The organism is Rahnella sp. NRRL B-41462 (assembly GCF_003263525.1).
GTDB lineage: Bacteria > Pseudomonadota > Gammaproteobacteria > Enterobacterales > Enterobacteriaceae > Rahnella > Rahnella aceris.
The window spans coordinates 1-17,226 of the sequence record NZ_JYDF01000138.1; the positions used below are offsets into that span (position 1 = coordinate 1).

At 52.6% G+C, this 17,226-nt stretch carries 12 protein-coding genes; 2 read left to right on the forward strand and 10 right to left on the reverse strand.

Annotated features, from left to right (window positions below):
• From UC14_RS24355 to chaB, 3 genes are all read right to left on the reverse strand, one after another.
• On the reverse strand, positions 1-1,277 hold a 1,277-nt coding region (locus UC14_RS24355), incomplete at its 3' end, for an ABC transporter substrate-binding protein (RefSeq protein WP_112198612.1).
• A 283-nt stretch (positions 1,278-1,560) separates the two neighbouring features.
• Complete coding sequence (locus UC14_RS24360; protein WP_112152545.1) at positions 1,561-2,250, reverse strand: gamma-glutamylcyclotransferase; 690 nt, start codon at positions 2,248-2,250, stop codon at positions 1,561-1,563.
• A 349-nt stretch (positions 2,251-2,599) separates the two neighbouring features.
• On the reverse strand, positions 2,600-2,833 hold the full coding sequence (chaB, locus tag UC14_RS24365; RefSeq protein ID WP_013575762.1) for a putative cation transport regulator ChaB: 234 nt from the start codon (positions 2,831-2,833) through the stop codon (positions 2,600-2,602).
• A 471-nt stretch (positions 2,834-3,304) separates the two neighbouring features.
• Between chaB and chaA the strand changes: the two genes are divergently transcribed.
• Positions 3,305-4,405 (forward strand): sodium-potassium/proton antiporter ChaA, encoded by a 1,101-nt coding sequence (gene chaA, locus UC14_RS24370; RefSeq protein ID WP_037034419.1) that lies wholly within the window; start codon positions 3,305-3,307, stop codon positions 4,403-4,405.
• 116 nt (positions 4,406-4,521) lie between these two features.
• On the opposite strand, the gene phoH is transcribed toward chaA, so the two are convergent.
• The 7 genes from phoH to putP all read right to left on the reverse strand — a co-directional run bounded on the left by phoH (position 4,522) and on the right by putP (position 12,496).
• Positions 4,522-5,310: a phosphate starvation-inducible protein PhoH gene (gene phoH / locus UC14_RS24375; RefSeq protein WP_013575764.1), complete on the reverse strand. Its 789-nt coding sequence runs from the start codon at positions 5,308-5,310 to the stop codon at positions 4,522-4,524.
• 63 nt (positions 5,311-5,373) lie between these two features.
• Positions 5,374-5,787, reverse strand: a complete 414-nt coding sequence (locus tag UC14_RS24380) for a hypothetical protein (RefSeq protein WP_071823627.1) — start codon at positions 5,785-5,787, stop codon at positions 5,374-5,376.
• 183 nt (positions 5,788-5,970) lie between these two features.
• On the reverse strand, positions 5,971-7,119 hold the full coding sequence (locus UC14_RS24385; RefSeq protein WP_112198613.1) for an N-acetylmuramoyl-L-alanine amidase: 1,149 nt from the start codon (positions 7,117-7,119) through the stop codon (positions 5,971-5,973).
• Between the two features lie 170 nt (positions 7,120-7,289).
• Positions 7,290-8,585 carry an iron uptake transporter deferrochelatase/peroxidase subunit gene (gene efeB, locus UC14_RS24390; RefSeq protein WP_112198614.1) on the reverse strand — a complete coding sequence of 432 codons (1,296 nt, stop codon included), beginning with the start codon at positions 8,583-8,585 and terminating at the stop codon, positions 7,290-7,292.
• Positions 8,586-8,740: 155 nt separating this feature from the next.
• Positions 8,741-9,868: an iron uptake system protein EfeO gene (efeO, locus tag UC14_RS24395; protein ID WP_013575768.1), complete on the reverse strand. Its 1,128-nt coding sequence runs from the start codon at positions 9,866-9,868 to the stop codon at positions 8,741-8,743.
• Positions 9,869-9,912: 44 nt separating this feature from the next.
• Positions 9,913-10,764: an iron uptake transporter permease EfeU gene (efeU, locus tag UC14_RS24400; RefSeq protein WP_037034423.1), complete on the reverse strand. Its 852-nt coding sequence runs from the start codon at positions 10,762-10,764 to the stop codon at positions 9,913-9,915.
• A gap of 247 nt (positions 10,765-11,011) precedes the next feature.
• Entirely contained in the window at positions 11,012-12,496 is a 1,485-nt protein-coding gene (gene putP, locus UC14_RS24405) for a sodium/proline symporter PutP (RefSeq protein ID WP_013575770.1), read from the reverse strand.
• A 510-nt stretch (positions 12,497-13,006) separates the two neighbouring features.
• Between putP and putA the strand changes: the two genes are divergently transcribed.
• The gene (gene putA / locus UC14_RS24410) at positions 13,007-16,981 is read left to right on the forward strand and encodes a trifunctional transcriptional regulator/proline dehydrogenase/L-glutamate gamma-semialdehyde dehydrogenase (RefSeq protein ID WP_112198615.1); all 3,975 of its coding nucleotides are present in this window, start codon (positions 13,007-13,009) and stop codon (positions 16,979-16,981) included.
• Positions 16,982-17,226 lie beyond the last annotated feature (245 nt).

Genomic DNA, 17,226 nt, shown 5'->3' on the forward strand with positions numbered 1-17,226 from the left:
TTCGGGTCAAAGTAATCCGGTCCCCACGAAGACATATACGCATCGTAATTGTGTGATTTCACTTTGGTGGAGATCTGCGAGCTTAAACCCGGATCCAGTTTCACCGTTACGCCGCCCTGCGCGAAGCTGGCCTGCAACGCCTGGGCGATGTCCAGGTACGGCGGCTGATTGGCGGTAGACAGCGTGAAGCTGACGTTGGTCAGCCCGGCTTTTGCCAGAATCGCTTTGGCTTTCGCCGGATCATAGGTGTATGGCGTGTCATTCAGCGCGCCCAGATAACCTTCCGGCAGGAAGGCCTGATGCACCTGGAACTGATCTTTCATCAGGTCGTGCGCAATGTGGTTGTAATCGAACAGGTAACGGGCCGCTTCCCAGAACGCAGGATTACCCAACGCCGGAGAAGCTTTGGCGTTGAACTGCATGAAGTACAGCGAGGCATACGGGATCGCCAGAGGCTTAACGCCTTTTTTGCCGGCGAGTGCGGCCATCTGGTCAGAACCGAGATTACGCGCCATATCGGCATCCCCCTGCTCGATCAGCAAGCGGCGTGCGGCAGGATCCGGTACGTTTTTGATCAGAATGGTTTTCAGCTTCGGCGCGCCTTCCGGCGAAGTCGGATTCGCAGACAAAATCACCACTTCATGCGGAATGTAGTTGCGGATTTGATACGGGCCGGAACCGGCAGAATGGTTGCTCAGCCACTGATGCCCCAGGTCGTCAGCAGTGGCGTTAGCTTTCACCAGTTTGCTGTCAACGATAGAAGATACCGGCGCCGACAGCAGGCTCAACACGAATGACGGGCTGACATCGGCGGTCCAGCTGACTTTCACATGCTGATCATCGATTTTAGTCAGGAAGGTATCGACGTTTTTATCGGTCCAGCCCAGTTGCGTCAGAATGAACGAAGGTTCGAGATTCAGCTTCACCACACGCGATAACGAGAAAATCACATCATCGGCTGTCAGCGGATTGCCGCTGGCAAAGGTGGCTTTCGGTGACAGCGTGAAGGTCAGGCTGCGGTTATCTTTACCTGTTTCCCAGGAGGCCGCCAGCGTCGGTTTTAAATCGATCGGGTTGTTCGGGTCAGACTGCACCAGACGCTGATAAATATTATTGAAAGCCTGAACCGTGGTCAGTTCGAAGCCCTGCGCCGGATCAAAACTGGAGGTGTCATCAATGGATTGCGCGATAACCAAAGTATCCGGCGGCGTGGCAGCCTGCGCAGAGAAAGTAGCCGCAATAGCCGTAAACAGGACGGACGGTAATAAAGCTTTCATCAGGTCAGACTCTCCAAGGTAGCGAAATTGCTAAAGTTTTGTTGAGTGTAAAGTTTCTTCAACCTACCAGAAAGTCTGATAAATACTATCGTTATGCGAATTTTGCATAACGTTATCTGATTGGTTATTAAAGCGTCGGAATGCGGTCTGGCGGGGGATTGTTACTGTACAAACCACAGGGAAATACCCGCTGAAGGGATGTGGGAATGAATAGCACGTAAACCGGGGGTGTTAAGGGAAGCGGGCTGCACGGAAGGCCCCGCACAGCCCGCAGATGCGGGGCTTAGCTCAGCTCCGGCACATCAAAACCGGGAGAAACGGACAACAGCATCCGTACCTGTTTGACCAGCTCACTCATGCAGTCATCACGCATGCCGTAGTTGTTCAGCTCTTTTTCCAGGGCAAACAGATATTGTGCATTGGTTCCGAGCGGGCCGCTGGCCTGCGCAATCAGTGGCGCGATAACCTGATAATCGGTATCGGCCTCATATTGCGGGTGCGAGGGATCCATAATGAACACCAGCGCCGTCACCTTGCGGCCATCGTCGAGATTCAGTTCGCACCAGGTCGGACGATAACAGCCGGTCAGCATTTCACGCTTCCACAGCAATTCGAGTTCATCGAGAAGTGTGTCTTCCGGCAGACGGAACGCCAGACCGGTGGTTTTTCCGCCATCCCGCAGCGCCAGCATGCGGCCAGGTTGCGCATGGGTGCCACGCCCGGAGGTGAGGCGTAAACAGAAGGCACGATGATAACCGTGCAATGTGGCGGGTCGCGCCTCTTCCGAGTCAAAAACCGGGTTCCACATCAGTGAACCGTAACCAAAAATCCAGACCGGGCTGTTGTCGGGGCGACGCGCCAGCGTGCAGCTCAGAGAGGCTGCGCGCTGTTCAGGGGTCAGTAGCATCGACTCATCAATGCTGCCGAATGCTGTTTTGCAATCTGCGTTACGCAGGAAATCTCGAGTTAACATTCATTCCCCCTTCGGTACGACTTACTTTTGAACATGCCATGCTGTTAACGCTGTGTTCTCCGTTATCGTGAGTTTCATTTAATAACGCTATCGGACAGTTTCGCCTGAGCTTCAGGCCGCAGGGCAAATTTATTAGGAAGTTTCGTATACCCCTGCTGAATGAAACCTTATTCGTTTCTTTCGTTGCAATCAAGGTTGAGAGCGATCACAAAACGAAAATAAAGTGATTATTTTATGAACATTGCATGAATGTTGATATTTAGGGAGGGAATAAAACAAAAACAGCGGGAACCCGGAGGCCGGGCAGACCTTCTGGCAGGCGCGGGATCGCCCTCACCTGCCATTCATATCAGGATTTCTTAGGATGCCACTTATCGTCATCTCCTTTTTTATACCCATGTTTCACAGCGGCCCAGGCAACTTTATGCGCCGTTTCCTCACGCGAGTCATCGCCCTGCCGGTCTTTAGGTTTTTTATACTCATCCCAGGCGCTGTTAAACGCTTCCTTATAGATATCCTGCGCATGGGCAGGAAGCACATTGCGCACGGATTCAGGCAACGCTGAGCGGTTCTGATAAGGCATAGTCGTCTCCTTTTTCATAGCGTTCATCGCATTGATATTTTTTATGTGCGGCGTCTGCGCACAGGATAAAGTCTAGCTGCTACCCTCAAAGGACGCTGCCAGATTATTCTCGTTATCAGGCCGCTGACTGCACATTTCCTCCATGAAATTGTGTGGGTATCCTGATGATTTACATAAACTGACGCATAATCGCCATATTACTACAATAGCAATATAATACATTGTTTTTAAATGACTTAATATTTTAACAAAACGAATTATTAGGGTGTTTATTGCTGGTTAATTCAGATTATTCCCTGATAAACAATTGATATGTCATTTTTTATGCATTAACAATGAATTTACCCTGTTAATAGATTAATTTATCTACTATACTTAACAGGTTAGACCTTTATGCTGCCAGGCATTTTTCTGACAACTGACAGACAGGCGGTTGTTATTACGTGAGCGTTTATAAGGAGAATAATCATCATGGTGTCTTCACAGGAACATCCAAAAATCAAAACCCGCCATCAGGAATACTCCCTGGTTTTTCCCATCGCTGCACTTATCGTTCTCATCCTCTGGGGCAACAGCAGTAACTTTGCCTCGGTTGTCGGTATCAATTTAATCGCGCTGGTCGGTATCCTCGCCAGCGCCTTCAGCGTGGTGCGTCATGCCGACGTACTGGCACATCGTCTTGGCGAACCTTACGGGTCGCTGATCCTCAGCCTTTCAGTGGTCATCCTCGAAGTCAGCCTGATTTCGGCCCTGATGGCGACCGGCGACGCCGCGCCCGCGCTGATGCGTGACACGTTGTTCTCGATCATCATGATTGTTACCGCCGGTCTGGTTGGCGTTGCCCTGCTGTTGGGCGGGCGCAAATTTGCGACACAATATGTGAATCTCGGTGGTATCAAACAGTACCTGATGGCGATATTCCCGCTGGCGGTGATTGTGCTGGTGCTGCCTGCCGCGTTGCCGGCGGGCAATTTCTCGACGCTACAGGCGTTGTTTGTCGCGATGATTTCAGCCGCCATGTACGGCGTATTTTTGCTTATCCAGACCAAAACCCACCAGAGCCTGTTTATTTACGAGCATGAAGATGAAGGCGAAGAAGACGGACACGGAAAACCGTCTTTGAAAAGTAACCTGACGCATACGCTCTGGCTGATTGTCCATCTGGTGCTGGTTATCGCAGTGACCAAGTTCAACGCCAATCCGCTGGAAAGCCTGCTGACCGAACTGAATGCTCCTGCGCAGTTCACCGGCTTCCTGGTCGCGTTACTGATCCTTTCACCGGAAGGTCTGGGCGCACTGAAAGCGGTACTGAAGAATCAGGTACAGCGCGCCATGAATTTGTTCTTCGGCTCCGTGCTGGCGACGATTTCACTGACCGTACCGGCGGTGACCGTCATCGCCACCCTGACAGGTCAGGATCTGATTTTCGGCCTGGATCCGGCGAATATTGTGGTGATGCTGGCGGTGCTGATCTTGTGCCAGATTTCATTCTCCACTGGCCGTACCAATGTATTAAACGGTACCGCGCATCTGGCCCTCTTCTGCGCCTACATGATGCTAATTATGCTTTAAATCTTCATCCTTCGGGTTGCCGCCCTGATACAACCCAAATGATTTTGATTGAATGAAGAATGACAAAAGAAAGGCCGCTCAACTGAGCGGCCTTTTTCATGGGAGGGATGGGAGAATTAAGAGTAGGCGTGGAGAGTGCGTTTACACAGCTCTGAACGCACGCAGTCCTCTTTGCCAAATTCAATGATGCCAATCATCTCGTCTTCTTCGAAGCGAGACATTGCATCGCTGAGCCCCGATACTACGCCGCGTGGTAAATCGCACTGGGTAATATCACCGTTAACAATCACCGTCACATTTTCACCGAGACGGGTCAGGAACATTTTCATCTGGCTGGCCGTGACATTCTGCGCTTCGTCCAGAATAACCACCGCATTTTCGAAAGTACGCCCGCGCATATAAGCGAATGGCGCAATTTCAACCTTCCCTATTTCCGGTCGCAAACAATATTGCAGGAATGATGAACCCAGACGACGTAATAGAATGTCGTAGACCGGACGGAAATAAGGCGCGAACTTCTCAGAAATATCACCGGGCAGGAAACCGAGATCTTCATCGGCTTGCAATACCGGGCGCGTCACAATAATCCTGTCGATTTCTTTGTGAATTAATGCCTCTGCCGCTTTCGCAGCGCTGATAAATGTTTTGCCGCAACCGGCTTCACCGGTGGCAAAAATTAACTGCTTATTCTCTATGGCTGATAAGTAATGACCTTGAGCTTCAGTACGCGCTTCGATGACGGACGTATCGCGGGAGTCGCGAGCCATGCCGATCGATTCCAAACCGCCCATCTGTACTAATGACGTCACAGATTCTTCCTCGCGCTGGCGGTGACTACGTGAATCACTACGAATAACACGTTTTGCTTCACGACGAGCTTTGATCACTGCTTTCTGTCTTCCCATAGTGGCACCTTACAGTTTGATTCACTTAACGCTAAGGCATAATGCCCGCACGGTTATGTTTCACTAACAAATGAGGTTTTGGTCTCCTTTTAGACCAAGTGGAGCCAATGAATAACGTGAAGAGGAAAAGAAACCAAAGGGATTAACGGAAAGTCTTTTGGTTGTTTTCTGTTCACGAGGAGGCATTGTCAAAAGTGTCAATAATGACAAACCGCTGACCCATACAATGAAAATTCCAGAATAAAAGCCAGTGATATTCACATCATTTTGGTAAACATTTACGGGGTCAGTTAAAGAACAGGGTTGAGGTTGAGTGGATGATATTTTTTGCAGCAAGCGGCAGGAAAAAGCTGAAAGTAAAGGTTGAAATATTAGAGAGTCGGAAGCCTGGCCCTCGTTTGCATTTAAGCGACAACAACGAGTGAATGAGAGAAGTGTGTTATTTTCGATCAACAGCCCAAACATGGACTTTACCATTCGCGCTCCCCGCAGTGTTATTAACGGCACCTGCCGTACACCTCGTGAAAACTACCGCTTATAAATGTCAGTATAATGACAGCTGAAACATTTGCGTTACCAAAATGTAAAAAAGTTTGTGGCTGACGTCAATAGGATCATGAGGATCTTTTTCAGATCCTCTTTAATCGTGCTGAATTTCTCTCAGCCCAGCAGATTATTTTTCTTTTCATTGATGAAGTAACTGTTAATGCCTTCCGCCAGCGCATGCGCCATTTTCTCCTGAAACACCGGCTCACCCAGTAATTTTTCTTCCTGTTTATTGGTGATGAAGGATGTCTCCACCAGCGCGGAAGGAATTCGCGGGGATTTCAGTACCGCAAATCCCGCCTGTTCAGGATGCGGACTGTGCATGTGATGCACTTTACTAATAGTTGCCGCCAGATGATGGCCAAAATTCAGGCTGCGATGAATGGTTTCGTGCTGGTCGAGATCAAACAGCGTTTCTTTAAGGTATTGATCGTCCGTTTTAAAATCGTTGTCATACAACACATCTGCGCTGTTTTCGCTTTGCGACAAATAGCGCGCCATCGCACTGCCCGCCCCGTGTTCAGACAGCGCGAAAACCGACGCACCGGAGACCTGATCGTTGGTAAAACCGTCGGCATGAATTGAGATAAACAGATCTGCCTCATGCTGATGCGCCAGGCTGACGCGGTGATACAGCGGAATAAATACGTCATCCTGGCGCGTCAGCACCGCCTGAATACCGTGCTGTTGATCAAGCAAGGTTTGCAGTCGTTTGGCGATGTGCAGCACCACGTGTTTTTCATAGGTGCCTTCGTTGCCGATCGCGCCCGGATCCTTTCCGCCATGCCCCGGATCAATCATCACCAGCAGCGGTTTCTCTGCCCGAGGTGCAGCGGTGGTGACGGGCAAAATCTCGGCGTCAGGGCTTTCTCCGGCTATCGTCACGTTCAGCACACCGTTTTCCGTGCTGCGCGTAATCTTCGGTTTACCGTTTACCTGCAACACAATGCGCGCCACTTGCGGGCTGAAGTGAGCAATCCTCCCCTCTTTTATCCACGAAAATTTCTGCCTGACCACCGTCAGCGCATGCTCCAGTTCCGGTGGAAATGACGCCATCGGCATATCAATCACCACTCTTTCCGGCGCACTGAGCATAAACACCCGGCTGTATTTATCCGCTGCCGGTAACGCCAGGTAAATCTGACTGGCGTCTGATGTCATGGTAATGCGCACGGCTTTTTGGGCGGCATACAGGCGTGGTGCCGTCAGGGAAAGTCCGATGCCAAAGATCAGTAATTTTCTGCGGGCATGGTTGATGGTCATAACAGTCTCGGAGCAGGCATCGTAATAAATCAGTTTGACGATTTATCATCATGACATTGCTGAGATTTTTTGGGATGCAGCGGAGTATTAACAGGCGGTGAATTGCGTAACGAAGCGTAAAAAGGATTTCTGGATTGAGCTTCTCCCCCTTCGCAGGGGGAGGCATTAAATTACGCTTCGATTAACGATTGACCGAGATAGTGGCTTTCATCTTTATTCCCCGGCAGCGTGAAGAAAAAGCCGCCGCCATTCGGACGGATATACTCTTCAAGCGCTTCGCCGTTCAGGCGTTTCTGCACGGTCAGGAAACCTTTTTCCAGGTCATGCTGATAACAGACAAAAATCAGCCCCATTTCCAGTTGCCCGGAATGGGTCACGCCAAGCGAATAGCTGTAGCCACGGCGCAGCATCAGGTTTTCATCGGTGGCTTTGGTACGCGGATTCGCCAGACGGATATGTGAATCAAGGCGGATGATCTTACCTTCCGGGTCTTTTTCGTAATCCGGCACATCGTGCTCTTTTTCCATCCCCAAAGGTGCGCCGGTGGCTTTGTTACGCCCGAAAATAGACTGCTGCTCCTGCAACGGCGTACGGTCCCAGGATTCCACCTTGAACGGGATCAGACGTGTGGCCTGATAACTGCCGCCAAGCGTCCACGCCGGTTCGCCCTGACCGGCGGTGACCCAGACGGTTTTATCCATCAGTGGTGTGTCTTTCGAGTCAGGATTCGCCGTGCCGTCTTTAAAGCCCAGCAGGTTAATCGGCGTTTCTTTGCCCTGACTGCGCGCTGCGTGGGACGAAATAAAGCCGTCACGACGCCAGCGCACACTGAGTAAATCCGGTGTGTACTTGATGATGTCACGCAACGCATGCACCACCGTATCGTTGTTGTTGGCACAGATTTGCAGTGACAGGTCACCGTGACAGAGTGTGGCATCCAGTGAATCATTCGGGAAACGCGTCATGCGCTGCAATTTCAGCGGCTTATGCGGCGCTAATCCAAAGCGTTCATCGAACAGGGAATCCCCCACCGACAGCGTCATGGTCAGGTTATCCGGGTAGATTTCTGCCCCCATCACGCCGGAATCCATCGGCGGGAATTTCGGATCCATTGAAGGTGCGGTGCCACCCTTGGTCAGGAAGGCAAACCGTGAATCAAGGAGACGGAAAAGACGCTCCAGATCGGCTTTGTTGGTGGCCAGCACGTCAAAGGAAACCAGCATCATCGACGCCTGTTGTGGCGTTAAAATCCCTGCCTGATGCTCGCCGTAATAAGGTTGCCTGCCCCAGCGTTCGTCCGGGGAAACCGTGCCTGGCGTGTACTCTTTTTTTGCGCCGGGTGTTTTCTCAGCCTGCGCCGTGGCAGCGCCGCCCAGGGCAAATGCCCCGCCTAACAATCCCACACCTTTCAGCAAACTGCGGCGGGAAGAAGAAACGTCGTTCTGATTATCGTTTTTGTGACTCATTGCTATGCCTCGTTATAACGCTCCTCCCCCTGCGAAGGGGGAGGTTGGGAGGGGGTTTTAATGATAAAACAGGGGGTTATGCATACTTCGGCTGCTGGATTTTTCTTTAATACCCCACCCCACCCTCCCCTTCGCAGGGGAGGGTGCTAAGGAGTTTAATCTAAACCAAGCACACCGCGCAGTTTGGACAAGTCTTCTGCCAGCGTGGTGATCGGCCCTTTCATTGCGTTACGGTCTGCATCAGACAGTTTTTCATAATTCTCGTAACCGTCTTTGGTTTTGTATTTATCCAGCAGCGCATCGACGGTTTTGAAGTTAGCGTCGATTTTATCCAGCAACGGTTTATCGGCTTTGACCAGTAACGGACGCAGCAGATTGACGATTTTTTGTGCGCCATCAAGGTTGGCACGGAAATCCCACAGGTCAGTGCGGCTGTAACGGTCTTCTTCGCCGCTGATTTTACTGGCGGCCACTTCTTCAATCAGGCCCGCCGCGCCGCCGACCACTTTGCTAGGCGGGAAAGTCAGGTCTGCGATACGTTTTTGCAAATCAACGGTATCGGTATAAAGCTTGTCAGCAAAGGGTTCGGTGCCTTTGGTGGTTTTGTCCGCGAAGAGAATTTTCTCCAGACGGTGGAAACCGGTGAAGTTAGGATCTTCGGCTTTTTTCTCGAAATCATCTTCACGGGCGTCGATGCTGCCGTCCAGATCAGAGAACAGTTCGGCAATCGGTTCGATGCGCTCATAGTAAACACGGGTTGACGCGTAAAGGGATTGTGCTTTCGCCAGATCACCCTTCTTCACTGCGTCGGTAAAGGCTTTGGTATGCGCCACCAGTTCAGCGACCTGCTGCGTCACATAGACTTTGTATTCCGCAATCGGGCCAACCAGCGCCATGGCGTCAGGCTTACCGGAAGCGGCTGTCCCCTCGGCGGTGACAGTCAGTTTGCCTTTCGGATTGCTCAGCAAGCCACAGGTCATGTCGTATTCGCCCGGTTCAAGGTTAGCCGTCATTTTTTGCGTGAAACCCGGTGCCACGTTTTCACGTTCTTCCACCACCATCACGCCTTTCAAAATTTCCCATTCCAGGTTTTTCTGACTGTTGTTATGGATAACAAACTGGGTTTTACCGGCGGGCACGGTCAGCGCCATCGGTTCACATTGTTTGTCGTTAACAGCAATTTTGACCTGACGAACATCAGCAGCCAGCACGTTGGCGCTCAGCGCAAAAGCCGGCAGGGATAACAGTGCAATCTGTAAAGCTTTACGGCGAAAATGTGTCATGTACAACTCCGTGACAAAGGCAAGATGATGGAAAGGTTTAAGGATCAACGTCGTGTTTTTTGCCCGGCAGAGGCCGGCGCGGCCACAGGCGATTTACCTTGTGGCATAAAGAACAGGAACAGCGCAGGGATCAGATACAGGAAGTACACCGCGACTTCGCTGACCGTCGGGGCTTCCTGATAGCCAAACATCCCTTCCAGCAACGTGCCGAATAAAGAGTGCGTGGATAATGTGCCGCTCAGATCAAAAGCAATATCCTGCATACGGTTCCACAATCCGGCTTCATGGAAAGCGCGAATAGCCCCCGCAGCCAGCCCGGCGGCGACAAACAGAATGAACAGGCTGGTCCATTTGAAGAACTTCGCCAGATGCAGCTTCACCCCGCCGTAGTAAATCAGGAAACCCAGCACGATGGCCGCGCCAAGCCCGAGCACTGCGCCGATCGGCGCTTCGATGCCGACGTCCTGCTGGAAGGCCGCCAGCAGGAAAAACACCGATTCCAGACCTTCACGCGCTACCGCAAAAAACACCATCGCGACCAGTGCCCAGCCCTGACCGCGGCCGGAATTCAGCGCATGATCAATCGCCCCTTCCAGATGCACTTTGATAGAACGCGACACTTTGCGCATCCAGAACACCATATAAGTCAGGATGCACACCGCAACGACGGCGACGATACCTTCAAACAGCTCCTGCTGTTTTTGTGGAAACTCACCGGTCGTGGCATTGATGAAAAGACCGAGCGCCAGACAGAGTGCGGCAGCGATGAAAACGCCAATCCAGACCACACCGAGCCACTGCCCGCGTTGCGTCCGTTTGAGATAGCTGGCAATCAGGCTGACGATCAGTGCAGCTTCCAGCCCTTCGCGAAACATAATGAGAAACGGAACGAACATGACGAGCTCCCGAGCCCTGAATTCTGACGAACAACAGAATGTGTAAGGTCTCTGTAAAGAAAAGTAAAAAGAAACGATAGTGATTATCATTCTTGCCAAAAGAAATACAAGAGGTAACCGATCCTTTTTTTGAAGCGTGATCGGTAAATAGACAGGAAAAATCAGGTCAGGGGGTTTATCTGGCGGAAAATGCTGAAAACCGGGGGCTGAATGCCCCCGGTCTGAGTGTCATAAAAGTAAAAAACCGTTAAATAGTATTATATTCCGCTTCCGCAACAGTGAAGCGCTGTTCCACGGCGGCGGAAGGTTTACGCCCCGCCAGGCTGACAATCCAGATAGCCAGAGACGCGAAAATAAAGCCGGGAATGATTTCATACAGTTCGGCCCAGCCGTATTGTTTCCACAGGATCACTGTCACGGCACCGACGATCATGCCTGCCAGTGCACCGTTACGCGTCATACGTTTCCACATCACGGAAATCAGGATCACCGGTCCGAATGCTGCGCCAAAACCGGCCCATGCATAACTGACTAAACCGAGAACACGGTTTTCCGGATTGGCAGCCAGCGCAATCGCGACCAGCGCCACAACCAGCACCATCGCACGCCCTACCCACACCAGTTCGCGCTGGCTTGCGCCTTTGCGCAGGAAGGCTTTATACAAATCTTCGGTAATCGCGCTTGAACACACCAGCAACTGACAGCTCAGGGTACTCATCACCGCCGCCAGAATAGCGGACAGCAAAATACCGGCAATCCAGGGATTAAACAGAATTTTCGTCAGCTCGATGAACACGCGCTCACCGTTTTGCGTCACGTTGCCCGCTTCGCCCGGATTATTGCTGAAGTACGCAATCCCGAAGAATCCTACGGCAATGGTGCCCGCCAGACACAAAATCATCCATGTCATGCTGATACGGCGCGCGCTGCGGATAGTTCGGTGAGAATCGGCCGCCATGAAGCGCGCCAGAATATGCGGCTGACCAAAATAGCCCAGCCCCCAGCCCAGCAATGACAAAATCGCCACCAGATTCATGCCCTTGAACATATCGGTGTATTCAGGGTTTTTGGCATTGATTACCATCATCGAGGTATCAATACCGCCAACTGCGAGGATGACGATAACCGGTGTCAGGATCAGCGCGAAAATCATCAGGCTGGCCTGCACGGTATCAGTCCAGCTGACTGCCAGAAAACCGCCGATAAAGGTATAAATGATGGTCGCCGCCGCACCAGCCCAAAGTGCAGTCTGGTACGTCATGCCGAAGGTGCTTTCAAACAGACGCGCACCGGCCACGATGCCGGAGGCACAATAAATGGTGAAGAACACCAAAATCACAATCGCGGAGATAATGCGCAGCAGCTTGCTGGAATCTTCAAAACGATGGGTAAAGTAATCCGGCAGTGTCAGCGCATTATTGTTGGCTTCAGTGTGCACACGCAGCCGTCCTGCCACCAGTTTCCAGTTCAGGTACGCGCCGATGGTCAGGCCAATGGCGATCCAGCTTTCCGAAATCCCGGAAATAAAAATCGCCCCCGGTAATCCCATTAACAGCCAGCCGCTCATGTCAGAAGCACCGGCTGAAAGCGCCGTCACCACGCTGCCTAAACTGCGTCCGCCCAGAATATAATCATCAAAGTTTTTGGTTCGTAGATACGCGATGAGCCCAATAAAAATCATCCCGAAAATATAAACACAAAACGTCACCAGCATCGGTGTGTTCATTGTCATTCCATTCTCCACTTCTTATTTTTTGCGATGTTGTCCGGCAGCTGTCTGTCCTGAAGCACTCCACCAGAAGTGCCGCTAAAAACCTGCCGGGGCGAGATGATGGCTGAAACCCTGTAAGGTTGCAGCAAGACTCTCCATATTTTTTACGTAGTCACTGACTCTGTGTGGTTTTTGTTCAAAATTACTGTCGGGCCGGATACTGGTTTAGCCTGATCCACTTTTCAATATTTTTAACATTTCAAATACACAAAATTCACCCTCCATCACAGTTATCCGCAATACCGGTTGTACTTTGCACTGACAAAAGTTGCACCTGATGCAACCTTTGACATTCTCCTCAGGTGAATGCAGGCAAGATCCATGCCGTTATTTTATTGTTAAAAATGCCAGACAAATCACAACAGGCATACTTCATGCATTAACAGGGTTGCACAAGGTTGCAACATAGAAGATATTGCTCAGCATAAAATAACGAATTCACCTGAAATTTTTTATATGGAGTGTTTGCGCATGGGTATGACGACGATGGGCGTGAAGCTGGATGAAGGTACACGCGACAGGCTTAAAGAAGCGGCTCACAAAATTGACCGCACGCCGCACTGGCTGATCAAACAAGCGATATTTTCCTATCTGGAACGACTGGAAAATGGCGATACGCTGCCGGAAATTCCGGCGCTGAATGGCGCTGCGCCTGAAGGTATGGAAGATGTCGCTGTGCAACTGGTTCAGGAAGCCCATCAGCCGTTCCTTGATTTCGCCGAGCAGATCCTGCCACAGTCAGTCAGCCGTTCTGCCATCACTGCCGCCTATCGCCGCCCTGAACCTGAAGCCGTGTCGATGCTGCTTGAACAGGCGCGTTTGCCTGCCCCGCTCAATGATGCTGCGCTGAAACTGGCTGCTGACATTGCCACCAGACTCAGGAACCAAAAGAGTGCAAACGGCCGCGCCGGCATGGTGCAAAGCCTGCTGCAGGAGTTCTCTCTGTCTTCTCAGGAAGGCGTGGCGCTGATGTGTCTGGCGGAAGCGCTGCTGCGTATTCCCGACAAACCGACCCGCGATGCGTTAATCCGCGACAAAATCAGCAACGGTAACTGGCATTCGCATCTGGGCCGCAGCCCGTCGCTGTTCGTTAACGCCGCGACCTGGGGTTTGCTGTTCACCGGCAAGCTGGTGGCGACGCATAATGAAGCGAGTCTGTCAAAATCGCTGAACCGCATTATCGGCAAAAGCGGCGAACCGCTAATCCGCAAAGGTGTGGACATGGCAATGCGCCTGATGGGAGAGCAATTCGTGACCGGCGAAACCATCGCCGAAGCGCTGGCCAATGCCCGCAAACATGAAGAAAAAGGTTTCCGCTATTCCTACGACATGCTGGGTGAAGCCGCGCTGACCGCGAAAGACGCGCAGGCCTATTTGCAGTCCTATCAGCAGGCGATCAATGCCATCGGCAAAGCCTCCAATGGTCGCGGCATTTATGAAGGCCCCGGCATTTCCATCAAGCTTTCCGCCCTGCATCCGCGTTACAGCCGTGCGCAATATGAGCGTGTAATGGAAGAGTTGTATCCGCGCCTGCTTTCACTGACCTTGCTGGCACGCAGTTACGACATCGGTATCAACATCGATGCCGAAGAAGCTGACCGCCTGGAAATCTCTCTCGATTTGCTGGAAAAACTCTGCTTCGAACCGGAACTGGCGGGCTGGAACGGCATCGGCTTCGTGATTCAGGCGTATCAGAAACGCTGCCCGATGGTGATTGATTACCTGACCAGTCTGGCACAGCGCAGCCGCCGCCGTCTGATGGTCCGTCTGGTGAAAGGTGCGTACTGGGACAGCGAAATTAAGCGCGCACAAATGGACGGTCTGGAAGATTATCCGGTTTATACCCGCAAGGTTTACACCGATGTCTCCTATCTGGCCTGCGCCCGTAAACTGCTGGCCGTGCCAAACCTGATTTATCCTCAGTTCGCGACGCATAACGCCCACACCGTGGCGGCGATTTATCAACTGGCCGGTAATAACTATTATCCCGGTCAGTACGAATTCCAGTGCCTGCACGGTATGGGTGAACCGCTGTACGAGCAGGTGGTGGGGAAAATTTCTGACGGCAAACTGAACCGCCCGTGCCGCATTTATGCCCCGGTCGGTACACACGAAACACTGTTGGCGTACCTGGTACGTCGTCTGCTGGAAAACGGCGCGAATACCTCCTTTGTTAACCGTATTGCCGATGCCACGTTACCGATCGATGAACTGGTTGCCGATCCGGTTCTGGCGGTCGAAGCGCTGGCCGCCAGCGAAGGTCAGGTCGGATTACCCCATCCGCGAATCGCCCTGCCGCGCAATCTTTATGGCGACAAACGTGTGAATTCTGCCGGTCTGGATATGTCCAGCGAGCACCGTCTGGCCTCCCTTTCCAGCGCCCTGCTGCAAAGCGCCAGCCACCCGGTCAAAGCGCAGCCGATAATTGATGCGCAAACGGACGACGGCGAATTCCTGCCGGTGATCAACCCGTCTGAAAATACCGATATTGTCGGGTATGTTCGCGAAGCGACAGAAGCTGAAATCAGCCGCGCGCTGGATGCCTCAACCGCTGCCGGGTCAATCTGGTTTGCGACACCTCCCGAAGAACGTGCCGCCATCCTGCAACGCGCTGCAGAACTGATGGAAGCGCAGTTGCAAAACCTGCTCGGCGTGCTGGTGCGCGAGGCGGGAAAAACCTTTAATAACGCCATTGCCGAAGTACGTGAAGCCGTGGACTTCCTGCATTACTACGCCGGTCAGATCCGCGAAGATTTCGCCAATGACACGCACCGTCCGCTGGGGCCGGTGGTCTGTATCAGCCCGTGGAACTTCCCGCTGGCGATCTTTACCGGTCAGATTGCTGCCGCGCTGGCCGCCGGGAACAGCGTGCTGGCAAAACCCGCTGAACAAACGCCACTGGTCGCTGCGCTGGCCGTCAGCATTTTGCATGAAGCCGGAGTTCCGGCAGGCGTATTGCAGTTGCTGCCGGGCCGGGGTGAAACGGTCGGTTCGCAACTGGTCAATGACGAACGTGTACGCGGCGTGCTGTTTACCGGTTCGACGGATGTCGCGGGTATTCTGCAACGCAACATCGCCGGTCGTCTGGATCTGCAGGGGCGTCCGACGCCGCTTATCGCCGAAACCGGCGGGCTGAACGCCATGATTGTCGATTCTTCCGCGCTGACCGAACAGGTAGTGACGGATGTGGTCGCGTCGGCTTTCGACAGCGCCGGTCAGCGCTGCTCCGCCCTGCGTGTGTTGTGTATTCAGGACGACGTCGCCGACCACACGCTGCAAATGCTGCGCGGTGCGATGGCGGAATGCCGGATGGGCAATCCGGAGCGCTTGTCTACCGACATCGGGCCGGTGATCGACGCCGAAGCCAAAGCCGGTATCGAAAAACACATCGATGCGATGCGCACCAAAGGCCGCACCGTGTATCAGGCTGCGCAGGAATTTACGGCTGACCAGCAGGAATGGAGCCGCGGTACCTTTGTTAAACCGACGCTGATCGAGCTGGAAAGCTTCGATGAGATGAAGAAAGAAATCTTCGGGCCGGTGCTGCACGTGGTGCGTTATGCCCGACAGGATCTGGATAAGCTGATCGGTCAGATTAATGCCGCCGGTTATGGCCTGACGCTGGGTATTCATACCCGCATCGACGAAACCATTCATCGCGTTACGCAGCAGGCACACGTCGGCAATATGTACGTGAACCGCAATATGGTGGGTGCTGTCGTGGGTGTGCAACCTTTTGGCGGCGAAGGCTTGTCCGGCACCGGTCCGAAAGCCGGTGGCCCGCTGTATCTTTATCGTCTGCTGAGCAGCCGTCCGCAAGACGCCGTCCAGCAAACCCTGTTACGTCAGGATCGCGAACTGCCGCTCGATACCTCCGTGCGCGAAGCCTTGCTGGCACCGCACCGGGCGCTGCAACAATGGGCAACGGAGCAGAAACACCGTGAGGAGTTTGTCGCAGTTTGCGAACGTTTCGCCCAAACCAGTCAGGGCGGCACCTTGCGCACACTGCCGGGACCAACCGGCGAGCGTAACACTTACGCACTGTTACCGCGTGAGCGCGTTCTGGCACTGGCGGATAATCAGGAAGATGCCCTGACCCAGCTTGCCGCTGTCACCGCGACAGGTTGCCGCATTCTCTGGCCGGAAGCGCCATTGCAACGTGATTTGTTCAACATCCTGCCAAAAGCGGTGCAGGCGCGAGTCGATTTCGCCAAAGACTGGCAGAACGATGCGCAGGTATTTGATGCAGTGATTTATCACGGTGATGCGGATCAGTTGCGCGAACTTTGTCAGACCATTGCGCAGCGTCCGGGCGCCATTATATCGGTACAGGGCTTTGCACGCGGCGAGGATAATATTCTGCTGGAACGCCTGTTGCATGAACGTTCACTGAGTGTGAATACGGCAGCCGCCGGGGGCAATGCGAGTCTGATGACGATCGGATAAAGCAGGGGTTGCAGGAGAGCCGCTGCAAGTGGGCGGCTTTTAAAAAGCCTGAAAAAATTTCCCGTTACATTAAGGGCTGAATCGAGAAAATTTCGGTTTCTCAATAACGGTTATCATGTGGCCTTTCGCGCCGAAACCGACCAGAGGGGAAAAGCTTTTCCCCTCTGAACTCCCCTCGCTTTTTCAAACAAGTGATCCGCACGCAAGCTATGTTTCAGGAAACACTGCGACAGGCTGGAAATCTT